Raw genomic sequence first — 13224 nt, 5'->3', positions numbered from 1 at the left:
AACATCTTGTGATCTTAGCCCCTCAGGGGGCTATTGGCGTTTTGACAAGGGGGGGCAGACGGGTTAGTCACTTGGGCGAGTGGGATGGCTGACTGGGTTTGGATAATGAATTTCTTCGATCGAATGAATGGACGGATCTCGGGTTTGGCTTTGGGCACGAAAGTCGCTCGAGTATGCCTCGTTATCACGATGATATCCTTCACCTATCTGGCAAGTGCCGTACCCGCCTCTGCGCAGTCTTTCCGCTTCAATTCGGTGGTGGTCGAGGGCAACCAGCGGATTGAAACAAGCACGATTCAGAGCTTCGCGGGAATCGCTCGGGGAGAGACGGTGACCGCCGGGGAACTGAATGACGCCTATCAGCGAATCCTCGCCAGCGGCCTTTTTGAGGAAGTTTCGCTTAATCCACGTGGCAACACGCTGGAAATCACAGTGCGTGAATTTCCAACGATCTCGCGCATCGCCTTTGAAGGAAACACCAAGCTTAAAGACGACGATCTGGCAGGCTTTATCGAGAGCGCCTCGCGCCAGGTATTCAGCCCCGCCAAGGCCGAACGTGACGCAGCTATTATCGTGGATGCCTATTCCGAAAGCGGTCGCGCAGCCGCCCGCGTGACGCCGCGCGTGATCCGGCGCAGCGACAACCGTGTTGATCTGGTGTTTGAAATCTTTGAGGGCAGCAAAATTGAGGTGCAGCGCCTTAGCTTTGTTGGCAACCGTGCTTACTCAGACCGCCGTCTGCGCCGTGTTGTCGGCTCCAAGCAAGCGGGTGTTTTCCGCGCGCTTATCAATCGCGATACGTTCGTGGAGGACCGGATCGAGTTCGACAAACAGCTTCTGGCTGATTTCTATTCCTCACGCGGCTATGTTGATTTCCGCGTGACCGGCGCCAACGCCGAGCTTGCCCGCGAGCGTGACACCTATTTCATCACCTTCAACATCCAGGAAGGTCAGCAGTTCAAATTCGGCGAAATCACGACCGTGAGCGAAATCCCCGAGGTGGATGCGGATGAGTATCAAGAGGCGCTGAAAATACGTCCGGGTGTGATCTACTCTCCAACGCTGGTGGAAAATTCAATTTCGCGGATGGAGCGCCTGGGCCTGCGTCAGGGAGTTGATTTCCTGCGGGTCGAGCCGCGCATCACACGAAATGACCGCGATCTCACACTCGACGTGGAATTTGTGATCGTGCGCGGCCCACGCGTGTTTGTTGAGCGCATTGATATTGAGGGCAACACGACCACGCTTGACCGTGTGATCCGCCGTCAGTTCGATACTGTTGAAGGCGACCCCTTCAACCCGCGCGAAATTCGCGAAGCTGCCTCGCGTATCCGGGCGCTTGGGTATTTCGCCGATGCTTCTGTAGATGCCCGCGAAGGCTCGCGCCCCGATACGGTGGTTGTGGATGTCGATGTCGAAGAGCAAAGCACGGGCTCGCTGAGCTTTGGTGCGTCCTTCTCGACAACCTCCGGCCTCGGGGTGTCTGTTGGCCTCGCGGAGCGCAACTTCCTTGGCCGTGGTCAGACTTTGGCGGCGTCCGTTGGGGTGAGCGCTGATAATGCGCAATACAACATCAACTTCACAGAACCTGCTTTCCTGGGCCGCGATGTTGCCTTCGGGCTCAACTTTGGTCTGGTGGAGACAGAGGATGATTTTGCAACCTATGACACTACCATCGGCACGTTCCGGCCCAGCTTGACCTTCCCCGTGAGCGAAAATGGCCGCCTGACGCTTCTTTATAGTGCGCGCTATGACGAGATGCGGAACTATTCCGGTCTTCAGGGTCCGAATTCCATCCTTGCACGCGAAACCGCTCAAGGTGAGCAGTTTGCAAGCGGCTTGGGATATGTCTACACATTCGACACGCGTGTCTCGGGGCTTAATCCGAATGCCGGTGTACTGATCTCGGCAGGGCAGGATTTCTACGGTTTGGGTGGTGATCTGACCTATATCAAGTCCACGATCCGTGCCATCGCACAGACCCGTGTTCTGAACGAGGAAGTGACACTTCGCGCCACACTCGAAGGTGGCGCGCTCAACTTTCAAGGCAGCGACAATAGCCGCGCGGTTGATCGGTTCTCGGGTCAGGTGATCCGCGGATTTGAGCCAAACGGCATCGGCCCGCGTGAAGGCCGCGACCAGTTGGGTGGTAACTTCTACGCCGCACTGAAACTGGACGCGGAATTCCCGCTAGGCCTGCCTGAGGAATACGGCCTGTCGGCCGGTGCGTTCCTTGATGTTGGCTCCATCTGGGGGTTGGACGTGACCAATGCGAATGTGCAATCTGAGAGCTTCAAAGCGCGCAGCGCGATGGGCGTCTCGCTGATCTGGACATCGCCCTTTGGTCCGTTGCGGTTCAACTTCTCGCAACCTATCAGCCGCGAGACAGGCGACCGTTCGCAGAACTTCGACCTGACCATCGCCACGGAATTCTAGAGCCATGGGCCGCCTGTTCGGCCCGTGGTTTGCGGCTGCCTTGTGCATCATGGCACCGCTTCCCGTTATGGCCCAAGATGTGGGTACGGTGCAGAGCGAAATCCTTGTGCTGGATCCGGAGCGGCTTTTCAACGAAACGCGCGTTGGTCAGCGTTTGATTCAGCAATATCAAGCCGAGCGAGAGAAACTTATTGCGTCCAATCGCACGATTGAGGCCGAGCTGCGCGCTGAGGAGCAATCCCTGACCGACAGCCGCCCCAATATGTCCCCCGAGGATTTCCGCAATGCCGCTGATGCGTTCGACGCCAAGGTGCGTGATCTGCGCGCCGATAACGAGCGCCGCGCGATTGATCTGGAGCGCGGGCGCGAGATAGCCCCTCTTAGCCTGATGCGCATGTCCGAGCCTATCCTCATTGAGCTGATGCGCGATGCGGGCGGCACGATCATCCTTGATAGCAGGCAGGTGCTTTTGCGGGCCAATGTAATTGATATCACCGATCTGGCGATTTCGCGCGTGGATGCGGCCATCGGGGATGGGTCGGGCCAAGTGCCTGGACTTGAGGGTGGCGCATCTGCCGAAGACCGCGCGCCTGCACAGGACGCGGTGCCTGAGGCTGTTACAGAGCCCGCGCAGGACTGAGGCATGGTTGATCCGGCCCTGCGCTTGCAGCGCCCGGGCCGAGTTGGTAGGACATTTCAAAACGCGGATCACGACACCTGGAAGGGACCGATATGACCGAGCTTATGAGCGCCGACATCCACCTGATCCAGCGCCTGATCCCGCATCGCTATCCTTTCCTTCTGGTCGACAAGGTGCGCGATATCGACGGCTATGAAACCGCCGTCGGCATCAAGAACGTCACCATGAATGAGCCGCATTTTCAGGGCCACTTCCCCGGCAATCCCATCATGCCCGGCGTCACCATCGTCGAGGCGATGGCGCAGACCGCCGCCGTTATGGTCGGCACGGCACTCGGCATGGCGGATCGCAATATGCTGGTCTATTTCATGTCGATCGAGAAGTGCAAATTCCGCCGGATGGTTGTGCCCGGAGACGTTTTGGAAATGAACCTCAAGACATTGCGCGGAAAGCCCGGTGGCAAGGTTTGGAAATTTGCAGGCGTGGCCATGGTTGGCGACGAGTTGGCCTGTGAGGCTGAGTTCACCGCGATGATGGATCTGAGCGGGACCAAAGCCGGATGAGCGCGGCCATTCACCCAAGTGCTGTCATCGAGCACGGGGCGCATATCGGTGCGGGCTGCACCATCGGCCCGTTTTGCCATATCGGCCCCGAGGTCCGGCTTGGTGAAGGGTGCACCATTCACAGCCATGTCGTGATCAAGGGCGATACGACCATTGGCGCAGGCGTCACGATCTTTTCCTTTGCTGTGGTTGGTGAAATCCCGCAAGACCTGAAATATACGGGCGAAAAGACCCGTTTGGAGATTGGCGCTCGCACCCGCATCCGCGAGCATGTGACGATCAACACCGGCACCGAGGGCGGTGGGGGTCTTACCCGTGTGGGCGAAGATTGCCTGCTTATGGCGGGCTGCCACGTGGCGCATGATGCGATCATCGGCAACAATGTGATCATCGTGAACAACGCTGCCATCGCAGGCCATTGCATCATCGAGGATGACGTGCTGATCGGGGGCCTGTCTGGCGTGCACCAATTCGTGCGGATCGGGCAGGGTGCCATTATCGGCGCGGTCACGATGGTGACGAATGATGTGATTCCCTTTGGCCTCGTACAGGCCCCGCGCGGCGATCTGGATGGGCTCAATCTTGTGGGCCTAAAACGCCGGGGCGTGGCACGCGCTGATATCACCGCCTTGCGCGCTGCGTTTCAAATGCTGGCCCAAGGCGATGGCACGTTTCAGGACCGCGCGCGCCGCTTGGGCGAGGAAACCGATAGCGACTATGTCCGCACCATCGTGACCTTCGTGACAGGTGCAAGCGACCGTTCGTTCCTTACGCCGGGTCAGGGCTGATGGGGCGACTGGCGATCCTCGCATGTGGGGGCGCTTTGCCTGTGATGCTGGCCAAGGCGCACCCGGATGCGCTGCATTTCACACTCACTGGCGTGCCGAGCGCGCTTGCCGACACCGCACAGGACTTTGCGCTGGAGGAGATCGGATCGCTCTTTTCCGCGATGAAGGCCGCAGACGTCACGGACATGGTCTTTGCCGGAACGCTCACCCGTCCTGCGCTTGATCCCACGCGGTTTGATGCGGCCATGATGCGTATCGCGCCACGTTTGATGCAGGCCATTCCGCAAGGCGATGACGCGCTTTTGCGCACAGTAATTGGCATATTCGAGGATGAAGGCTTCACCGTCAAAGGCGCGCATGCACTTTTGCCGGATCTGGTGGCGGATATGGCGCTTCAGGCTGGCCCGGAGCCCAGTACGGCAGAGCAGGCTGATATCGCGCGTGCGGCGGAGATCATGATGGCGCTGTCGCCGGTGGATATCGGGCAGGGCTGCGTTGTGGCCGGGGGGCAATGCCTCGGGATTGAGACGGTTCAGGGCACGGATGCGCTTTTGGGTTTCGTGGCTGGCACGCCGGATAAGCTGCGCCGGGGGCACAAGGGCGTTTACGTCAAAGCGCCCAAGGCGGGGCAGGACCTGCGCATTGATATGCCTGCGATTGGCCCGGCCACTGTCGAGCTTGCGGCGCGCGCAGGCCTTGCCGGGATCATGGTGCAGGCGGGCGGAGTTTTGGTTCTGGACCATGCGGGCGTCGTGTTGGCAGCAGAGGCGCATGGCATCTTCATAAGGGCCGGGGCGCTCGGATGAGGATCTTCATCCTTGCCGGTGAGGCCTCGGGCGACAGGCTTGGGGCGGCTCTGATGGTGGGGCTGAAATCCGAGACATCTGTAGAGTTTCAAGGCGTTGGTGGGCCGCTGATGCAAGGCGAGGGGCTGAGCAGCCTTTTCCCGATGGATGAGCTGAGCGTGATGGGCATTGTCGAGGTGCTACCCAAATACCGCCACCTCAAGCGCCGCATCGCCGAGACCGCCGAGGCCGTGATCGCGATGCAGCCCGATGTGATGATCACCATCGACAGCCCCGATTTTTCGCTCCGCGTGGCCAAGATCGTGAAGGCGCGCAGCAACATTCGCACAGTCCATTACGTGGCCCCGACGGTCTGGGCGTGGCGTGCGGGCCGGGCGGCCAAGATGGCCAAGGTTATAGACCACGTTCTGGCGCTTTTCCCGTTTGAGCCGCCCTATATGCAGGCCGAGGGGATGGAGTGCGATTTTGTGGGGCACCCGGTCGTGGCCGAACCTCAAGCGAGCGACACAGAGGTCGCTGACTTCCGCGCGCGCCACGACATCGGGGATGCGCCTTTGTTGCTTGTGCTGCCGGGATCGCGGCGCGGTGAGGTGGGGCGATTGGGCCCGATCTTTGGCCGCGCTTTGACCCCGTTGCTGACCGCACATCCGAACCTGCTCTGCGTGGTGCCGACGACTGCCCATGTGGCCCCTTTGCTGCGCGAGGTCACGGACAACTGGCCTGTGAAGCCAATCATCCTTGACCCAAGCGAGATGAAGATCGGCGCGTATAAGACAGAAAAGGCAGCGGCTTTTCGTGCCTCAGATGGCGCATTGGCGGCGTCAGGCACCGTGTCGCTTGAACTGGCCGCCGCCGAGACGCCGATGGTCATCGCCTATGATGTGAACTGGATCAGCCGCCAGATCATTGCCTATATGCTCCGCATCGACACGCTGACGCTGGTCAATCTCATCTCCGAGACGCGCGATATCCCCGAATGTAACGGCAAGCATTGCAACCCGGCTGAAATCGGCGCGGCGCTCTTGTCGATGATGGCCGCACCGGACAAGCAACTGGCCGCGATGCGCCTCACGATGGAGCGTTTGGGCAAGGGCGGTGAGGCACCGGGCCTGAGGGCGGCGAAAGCGGTCCTCGCGCGGATTTAGCCCCGCCAGATCCAGCCACCGCCGAAGATGCGGCTGCCCTCAGACGCATAAAACACGCAGGCCTGACCGGGGGACACACCGTCTTCCGGCGTCAAAAGCTCCACCTCCGCCGTGGTGGCCGACAGGGGGCGAATCACCGCCTCGCGCGGGGGGCGGGTGGAGCGCACTCGCACGGTCAGGTTCCACTCAGCGCGGCTCTCGAATGGCGCATCCCCAAGCCAGTTGATCTCGCGCACAGGGATCATCCGCGTGGCCAGCATTTCTTTGGGTCCCACAATGACGCGCCGCTGGTCGACGTCGAGCTTCACCACGTAAAGCGGCTCGTCCAGCCCCCCGATGCCCAGCCCACGCCGCTGCCCGATTGTGTAGTGCAGCACACCCTCGTGTTGCCCCATAATACGGCCATCCACATGCACGATCTCGCCCGGCTCAGCGGCACCGGGGCGCAGTTTCTCGATCACGGCGGCGTAATTGCCGTTGGGCACAAAGCAGATATCCTGACTGTCGGGCTTGTCGGCCACGCTCAGCCCAAACTCGCCAGCCAGCGCGCGGGTCGCGTCCTTTGTGGGCAGGTGCCCCAAAGGAAAGCGCAGATAATCCAACTGCTCCGGCGTGGTGGAGAAGAGAAAATAGCTCTGATCGCGGTTCGCATCGGCGGCGGCATGAAGCTCTGCCCCCTGCACCCCCATTTTGCGCTGAATGTAGTGGCCCGTGGCCATACAATCGGCCTCCAGATCGCGTGCTGTCTCCAGCAGATCCTTGAATTTCACCCGCTCATTACAGCGGATGCAGGGCACAGGGGTCGCCCCTGCAAGGTAGCTGTCGGCGAACTCATCAATCACCGCATCCTTAAAAACGTTCTCATAATCCAGCACGTAATGCGGAAAGCCCATTTCCTCGGCCACGCGCCGCGCGTCATGGATATCGAGCCCCGCACAGCACGCGCCCTTTTTGGCCAGCGCCGCACCGTGATCGTAGAGCTGCAAGGTCACGCCCACCACGTCATAGCCTTCGCGCGCCAATTGCGCTGCCACAACCGAGCTGTCCACGCCGCCCGACATGGCCACGACCACACGGGTCTCGGCGGGGGGCTTGGCAAATCCAAGCGAATTGAGCGGTTGATCAAGCGACATTGCGGTCTCCTGTGACGGTTGAGTGGGATATAGGGGCGCGGGGCGGTAAACGCAAAACGCTTTAGGCAAATCCTAGCTATTCTCTTCGGCGTGTTTCAGCGGCTGTTAAGCGCTGCACAGGCAATTTGATCTTGGTTTTGTTCCGAGGTGAAAAGTGATGTATCTGAAAAAAGTCGACGGCCCGCGCGCCGTCACGCTGCCCGATGGCACGGTGATGAGCCATGCGGATTTGCCCCCGCCCAGCACGCGTCGGTGGGTTGCGTCGCGCAAGCTGGCCGTGGTGCGCGGTGTTCTCTACGGCCTTATTTCCGAGGATGAGGCGCAAAAGCGCTATGCGCTGAGCGAGGATGAATTTCGCGAATGGGTGCGCGCCGTCAGCCTGCATGGCGAGGAGGCTCTGAAGGCCACAGCGCTCAAACAATACAGACAACCTTGAGTTGTATTCACGTAATGTTCGCTTATAGTAACTTGTAGTTAACCAATTCCCGTCAAAGTTGGGTCAACGAGTGTCACAAATGCGGAGAAACCGGAATGCGCGTCCTGCTTGTCGAAGATGATCCTACAACGTCCAAAAGCATCGAATTGATGCTGACCCATGCCAATCTCAACGTCTACACGACTGAGCTTGGGGAGGAGGGGATCGATCTGGCCAAGCTTTATGATTACGACCTGATCCTTCTCGATCTGGGTCTGCCCGACATGACGGGGCATGATGTGTTGCGGCAATTGCGGCTGGCGCGGGTTGAAACGCCCATCCTCATACTATCGGGCGCTGACGATACTGAAAGCAAAATCAAGGGCTTCGGCTTTGGTGCGGATGATTACCTGACCAAACCCTTCCACCGCGAAGAGCTTGTCGCACGCATCCATGCGATCATCCGCCGCTCCAAGGGTCATTCGCAATCCGTCATCAAGACAGGCATGATCAACGTCAATCTGGACGCGAAGACGGTGGATGTGGCGGGCAAGACCGTGCATTTGACTGGCAAGGAATACCAGATGCTGGAGCTTCTGAGCCTGCGCAAGGGGACCACCCTCACCAAGGAAATGTTTCTTAACCATCTCTATGGTGGTATGGATGAGCCGGAGCTGAAAATCATCGACGTTTTCATCTGCAAGTTGCGTAAAAAGCTGGGTGAGGCCACGGGTGGCTCGAACTATATCGAGACGGTTTGGGGTCGTGGCTATGTGCTGCGCGACCCGGAGCCGAATGAGATTGACGACGAACGCGTCGCTGCCTCTGCTTGAGCGCGCAGAGCGGCAGGCTCCCCAGCATGACCCTTAGAAAAGGCCGCACCGCGCAAGGGGGCGGCCTTTTTCATGACGCGGCAGTGCTGGACGGCGCAAAGCCCGCGTCCTATCACTGGGCCATGATAAACCGCACAGTGGCAGCGCAGGGAGATAGGGCAATGCAAGACCGCCCGCAGGTAGATACACTGAGCGAAGCAGAGGCCCGCGCAGAGCTGGCCGATCTGGCCGCGCGCCTTACTGCCGCTAATAGCGCTTATCACCAAAAAGACGCGCCTGACCTGAGCGACGCGGAGTATGACGCGCTCAAAATGCGCAACGCAGCCCTTGAGGCGGCGTTCCCACATCTCAAACGCGCCGACAGCCCAAGCGATCAGGTGGGGGCCGCGCCTGCTGATGGCTTTACCAAGGTCGCCCACGCACAGCGGATGCTGTCGCTTGGGAATGCGTTTAGCCCCGAGGATGTGCAGGATTTCGACGACCGGATTCGCAAATATCTGGGCCTCACAGCCGATACGCCCCTTGCCTACACCGCCGAGCCCAAGATCGACGGGCTTAGCCTCAGCCTGCGCTATGAAGACGGCGTTCTGGTTCAGGCCGCGACGCGTGGTGACGGGCAGGTGGGCGAAAACGTCACGGCGAATGCCCGCACCATCACGGATATCCCGCAAAATATTGATGGCGCGCCAGACCTTCTGGAAGTGCGCGGCGAGGTCTATATGAGCCACGCTGATTTCGACGCGCTCAACCTGCGGCAGGCAGAGGCAGGCGCGAAAGCTTTCGCAAACCCGCGCAATGCCGCCGCAGGATCTTTGCGCCAGCTTGACGCGAGCATCACACGCGCCCGCCCGCTCAAATTCTTCGCCTATGCGTGGGGCGTGCTGAGCAAACCGCTGGCTGAGGGGCAGATGGCGGCGCTGGAGCGGCTGGCGGGGTTTGGCTTTTCCACCAACCCTTTGACCAAGCTCTGCCAGACGCCCGAAGACATGCTCGCCCATTACGCCGAGATTGAGCAACAGCGCGCGAGCCTTGGCTACGATATCGACGGCGTGGTCTACAAGGTTGACAATCTGGCTTTGCAAGCCCGGCTGGGGTTTCGCAGCACCACGCCCCGTTGGGCCGTCGCGCATAAATTCCCGGCCGAGCTGGCCTGGACGCGGCTTGAAGGGATCGACATTCAGGTGGGCCGCACCGGCGCGCTCAGCCCTGTGGCGCGTCTCCATCCCGTCACGGTGGGCGGCGTCGTGGTCAGCAACGCGACGCTGCATAACGAGGATTACATCGCCGGGCGCGATGCCAAAGGCGGCGAAATTCGCGGAGGCAAGGATATCCGTGTCGGCGATTGGGTGCAGGTTTACCGCGCAGGAGATGTGATTCCAAAGATCGCCGATCTGGACCTTTCCAAGCGCCCCGAAAGCACCGAGCGGTTTGCTTTCCCGCAGACCTGCCCTGAATGCGGCTCCGCTGCGATCCGCGAGGAGGGGGATGCCGTGCGCCGCTGCACAGGTGGTTTGATCTGCCCGGCGCAGGCGGTGGAAAAGCTCAAGCATTTCGTGGCGCGCGGTGCGTTCGATATCGAAGGGCTGGGCGCCAAGCAGGTGGAGCAATTCTACCGCGATGGCTGGATCGCGGAGCCTGGCGATATCTTTACCCTCAAGGCGCGCTATGGCCGCGGCCTTCAGCAGCTCAAAAACCGCGAGGGCTGGGGCGAGAAGAGCGCCGAGAACCTCTTTGATGCGATTGAGGAAAAGCGCCGCATTGGCTTTGCCCGCGTGCTGTTTTCCTTGGGTATCCGCCATGTGGGCGAGGCGGCCAGCAACCTGCTCGCGCGCAGCTATGGCGATTGGGCGAGCTTTAGTGCGGCGATGGACGCCGCCGAGGAGGGCAGTGAGGCGTGGGAGACCCTTCTGGGGATCGACGGTGTCGGCGCGGTCATGGCCCGCGCGCTGACCACCGCCTTCGCGCAAGAGGCCGAGCGCGCTAGCATTGACCGCCTCACCGCGCATCTGGAGATTATCGATGCCGAGCGGCCCAGTGCCTCCAGCCCCGTGGCGGGTAAAACTGTGGTCTTTACCGGCACGCTGGAAAAGATGACGCGGGCCGAGGCGAAGGCGCGTGCCGAATCCCTTGGCGCCAAAGTGTCGGGCAGCGTGTCGGCGCGCACCGATATCCTCGTCGCGGGGCCGGGGGCCGGGTCCAAGGCGAAAAAGGCCGCCGAGTTGGAGATCACGGTGCTGGATGAGGACGGCTGGCTCGCGCTGATCGAGGGCGCATGAGCGGGCGGCCTGAGGCGCTTTTCCCGCTTTTTGCGGAGCTGGAAACGCTGCCAGGGGTGGGGCCAAAATCGGCCAAGGCGCTGGACGGGTTACGGATTGCACGCCCACGCGATCTGCTGTTCACCCTGCCCGGATCGGGCATCGACCGGCGCAAACGCGAGAGTGTGGACGGCGCAGAACCGGGGAAAGTTGCCACGGTGGAGGTGACGGTGGGCGATCACCGCGCGCCCTCGACCCGCGGCGGCGCTTACCGTGTGACAGTCACGGACGTGCAGACCGCGTTTCAGCTGGTGTTCTTTCATGCGCGCGATCGGTATCTGCAAAACCTGCTCCCGCCGGGGGAGCGCCGCATCGTGTCGGGCAAGGTAGAGGTTTTCGACGGTATGCCGCAGATGGTCCACCCGGATCACATCCTCCCCCCTGAGGAGGCGGGCGATATCCCGGATTTCGAACCCGTCTACCCGCTGACCGCAGGCGTGACACAATCCATGATGCGCAAGGCGGCACAGGGCACGCTTGCGCGGCTGCCCGAGATGACGGAATGGATCGATCCCGCGCAGAAAAAGCGCGAAGGCTGGCCCGATTGGGCAGAGGCGCTCCGTATGGCGCATGGGCCGCAGAGCATGGCGGATCTGAGCCCAACCGGGCCTGCGCGTGCGCGTCTTGCCTATGACGAGTTGATGGCGCATCAACTGACCCTCGCGCTCGCCCGGTCGCAGTATAAGCGCGCCAAGGGACGGGTGAGTAAGGGTACCGGAGCCTTGCAATCAAAGGTTCTGGCGGCCTTGCCCTATGCCCCAACGGGCGCGCAGATCCGCGCCGTGGCCGAGATTTCCGCAGATATGGCGCGGGACGCGAAGATGAACCGCCTGCTTCAGGGGGATGTGGGGGCGGGCAAGACGCTCGTCGCGCTCATGGCGCTGCTGATCGCGGTGGAGGCGGGCGGGCAGGGGGTGATGATGGCCCCGACCGAGATTTTGGCGCGCCAACACCTTGAGGGGCTCAGGCCCTTGGCGGCGGCGGCGGGCGTGCGGCTCGAATTGCTCACGGGCCGCGATAAGGGGGCTGCGCGGCGCGAGAAGCTTGCAGCGCTTCTGGCGGGAGACATCGGTATTCTCGTGGGCACCCATGCGGTGTTTCAGAAGGACGTGGAATTCGCCGATCTGCGCCTCGCTATCATAGATGAGCAGCACCGTTTCGGCGTGCGCCAGAGGCTGGAGCTGGGCCGTAAAGGTGCTGCGGCGGATGTTTTGGTGATGACCGCGACGCCCATCCCCCGCAGCCTTAGCCTCGCGCAATATGGCGATATGGATATCAGCGTACTCGACGAAAAACCGCCCGGTCGCAAGCCGATCAAGACCGCGCTGATCGCGATGGACCGGGTGGGCGAGGTCGTTGAGCGGCTGCGCCGCGCCATTGATGACGGGCGGCAGGCCTACTGGGTTTGCCCGCTTGTGGAGGAGAGCGAGGTCGTTGATCTGTCCAGCGCGGAGGAGCGGTTTACCCGGCTGCGCACGGCACTTGGTGAAGGGAATGTCGGCCTTGTACATGGGCAGATGCCGCCCGAGCAAAAGGACGCAGCGATGGCCGCGTTTCAACGTGGCGAGACGGCTGTGCTTGTGTCCACCACGGTGATCGAGGTGGGTGTCGATGTGCCAAATGCGTCGATCATGGTGATCGAGCGCGCGGAGAGCTTTGGTTTGGCGCAGCTTCATCAGTTGCGCGGGCGTGTGGGGCGCGGGGAGGCTGCGTCGACCTGTTTGCTGATGTATCAAAGCCCCCTGAGCGAGAGCGGCGAACGGCGATTGATGACGATGCGCGACACCGAGGATGGGTTTCGCATTGCGGAGGTTGATCTGGAAATGCGCGGCGCGGGTGATCTGATCGGCACGGCGCAATCGGGTCTGCCGCGGTTTCGCGTGGCGGATCTGGAGGGGCAGGCGGGGTTGATGGCCGTGGCGCAAAGCGATGCGCGCAAACTTTTGGCTGATGATCCGCTGCTGGAGAGCGCGCGAGGGCAGGCGGCGCGCGGGCTTTTGTGGCTGATGGAGCAGGATCAGGCGATTCGGCTCATTGGGGTGGGATAATTCCCAGTAATAAAATCAATGCCTTAGCGCATTTGTTCCAATTTGTTCACGAATGTTCTCATAAAGTTCTTTACAAAGTGTTTCTGAAGTGAGAACAAAGAA

The 13224-nt window shown here is 61.0% G+C and carries 11 protein-coding genes; 10 read left to right on the top strand and 1 reads right to left on the bottom strand.

Going from position 1 to position 13224, the window contains the following annotated elements:
• Positions 1-189: 189 nt before the first annotated feature.
• The 6 genes from bamA (at position 190) to lpxB (ending at position 6378) form a co-directional block, all read left to right on the top strand.
• Positions 190-2436 carry an outer membrane protein assembly factor BamA gene (gene bamA / locus KUD11_RS12555; protein ID WP_224380230.1) on the top strand — a complete coding sequence of 749 codons (2247 nt, stop codon included), beginning with the start codon at positions 190-192 and terminating at the stop codon, positions 2434-2436.
• Positions 2437-2485: 49 nt separating this feature from the next.
• Positions 2486-3076 (top strand): OmpH family outer membrane protein, encoded by a 591-nt coding sequence (locus KUD11_RS12550; RefSeq protein WP_181375246.1) that lies wholly within the window; start codon positions 2486-2488, stop codon positions 3074-3076.
• Between the two features lie 92 nt (positions 3077-3168).
• Positions 3169-3639, top strand: a complete 471-nt coding sequence (gene fabZ, locus KUD11_RS12545; protein ID WP_109384367.1) for a 3-hydroxyacyl-ACP dehydratase FabZ — start codon at positions 3169-3171, stop codon at positions 3637-3639.
• Positions 3636-4427 (top strand): acyl-ACP--UDP-N-acetylglucosamine O-acyltransferase, encoded by a 792-nt coding sequence (gene lpxA, locus KUD11_RS12540; protein ID WP_109384368.1) that lies wholly within the window; start codon positions 3636-3638, stop codon positions 4425-4427. The genes fabZ and lpxA overlap by 4 nt, the downstream gene beginning before the upstream one ends.
• Positions 4427-5233, top strand: a complete 807-nt coding sequence (locus KUD11_RS12535) for an LpxI family protein (protein ID WP_109384369.1) — start codon at positions 4427-4429, stop codon at positions 5231-5233. Before lpxA ends, KUD11_RS12535 begins: the two co-directional genes overlap by 1 nt.
• The gene (gene lpxB / locus KUD11_RS12530; protein WP_109384370.1) at positions 5230-6378 is read left to right on the top strand and encodes a lipid-A-disaccharide synthase; all 1149 of its coding nucleotides are present in this window, start codon (positions 5230-5232) and stop codon (positions 6376-6378) included. The genes KUD11_RS12535 and lpxB overlap by 4 nt, the downstream gene beginning before the upstream one ends.
• On the opposite strand, the gene mnmA is transcribed toward lpxB, so the two are convergent.
• Positions 6375-7511 carry a tRNA 2-thiouridine(34) synthase MnmA gene (mnmA, locus tag KUD11_RS12525; RefSeq protein ID WP_109384371.1) on the bottom strand — a complete coding sequence of 379 codons (1137 nt, stop codon included), beginning with the start codon at positions 7509-7511 and terminating at the stop codon, positions 6375-6377. The two genes, lpxB and mnmA, sit on opposite strands and share 4 nt — an antisense overlap.
• A 157-nt stretch (positions 7512-7668) precedes the next feature.
• Between mnmA and sciP the strand changes: the two genes are divergently transcribed.
• The 4 genes from sciP (at position 7669) to recG (ending at position 13122) form a co-directional block, all read left to right on the top strand.
• Positions 7669-7947 carry a CtrA inhibitor SciP gene (gene sciP, locus KUD11_RS12520; protein ID WP_109384372.1) on the top strand — a complete coding sequence of 93 codons (279 nt, stop codon included), beginning with the start codon at positions 7669-7671 and terminating at the stop codon, positions 7945-7947.
• Positions 7948-8042: 95 nt separating this feature from the next.
• Positions 8043-8759 (top strand): response regulator transcription factor CtrA, encoded by a 717-nt coding sequence (ctrA, locus tag KUD11_RS12515; protein WP_109384373.1) that lies wholly within the window; start codon positions 8043-8045, stop codon positions 8757-8759.
• A 161-nt stretch (positions 8760-8920) separates the two neighbouring features.
• Positions 8921-11035, top strand: coding sequence for an NAD-dependent DNA ligase LigA (gene ligA / locus KUD11_RS12510; RefSeq protein ID WP_109387839.1), 2115 nt, complete (start codon positions 8921-8923; stop codon positions 11033-11035).
• Positions 11032-13122, top strand: a complete 2091-nt coding sequence (gene recG / locus KUD11_RS12505) for an ATP-dependent DNA helicase RecG (protein WP_109384374.1) — start codon at positions 11032-11034, stop codon at positions 13120-13122. Before ligA ends, recG begins: the two co-directional genes overlap by 4 nt.
• The last annotated feature ends 102 nt before the right edge of the window (positions 13123-13224 follow it).

The organism is Roseovarius carneus (assembly GCF_020141465.1).
GTDB lineage: Bacteria > Pseudomonadota > Alphaproteobacteria > Rhodobacterales > Rhodobacteraceae > Roseovarius > Roseovarius carneus.
Note: the sequence above shows the minus strand (reverse complement) of the source record. Positions and strands in the feature narration are given on the sequence as shown.

What these genes read in the sequence shown, in the direction of transcription:
- mnmA (WP_109384371.1), bottom strand. Translation starts at nt 7,511, where the DNA reads ATGTCGCTTGATCAACCGCTCAATTCGCTTGGATTTGCCAAGCCCCCC.
- lpxB (WP_109384370.1), top strand. Translation starts at nt 5,230, where the DNA reads ATGAGGATCTTCATCCTTGCCGGTGAGGCCTCGGGCGACAGGCTTGGG.
- KUD11_RS12550 (WP_181375246.1), top strand. Translation starts at nt 2,486, where the DNA reads ATGGCACCGCTTCCCGTTATGGCCCAAGATGTGGGTACGGTGCAGAGC.
- KUD11_RS12535 (WP_109384369.1), top strand. Translation starts at nt 4,427, where the DNA reads ATGGGGCGACTGGCGATCCTCGCATGTGGGGGCGCTTTGCCTGTGATG.
- fabZ (WP_109384367.1), top strand. Translation starts at nt 3,169, where the DNA reads ATGACCGAGCTTATGAGCGCCGACATCCACCTGATCCAGCGCCTGATC.
- ligA (WP_109387839.1), top strand. Translation starts at nt 8,921, where the DNA reads ATGCAAGACCGCCCGCAGGTAGATACACTGAGCGAAGCAGAGGCCCGC.
- ctrA (WP_109384373.1), top strand. Translation starts at nt 8,043, where the DNA reads ATGCGCGTCCTGCTTGTCGAAGATGATCCTACAACGTCCAAAAGCATC.
- bamA (WP_224380230.1), top strand. Translation starts at nt 190, where the DNA reads ATGATATCCTTCACCTATCTGGCAAGTGCCGTACCCGCCTCTGCGCAG.
- sciP (WP_109384372.1), top strand. Translation starts at nt 7,669, where the DNA reads ATGTATCTGAAAAAAGTCGACGGCCCGCGCGCCGTCACGCTGCCCGAT.
- recG (WP_109384374.1), top strand. Translation starts at nt 11,032, where the DNA reads ATGAGCGGGCGGCCTGAGGCGCTTTTCCCGCTTTTTGCGGAGCTGGAA.
- lpxA (WP_109384368.1), top strand. Translation starts at nt 3,636, where the DNA reads ATGAGCGCGGCCATTCACCCAAGTGCTGTCATCGAGCACGGGGCGCAT.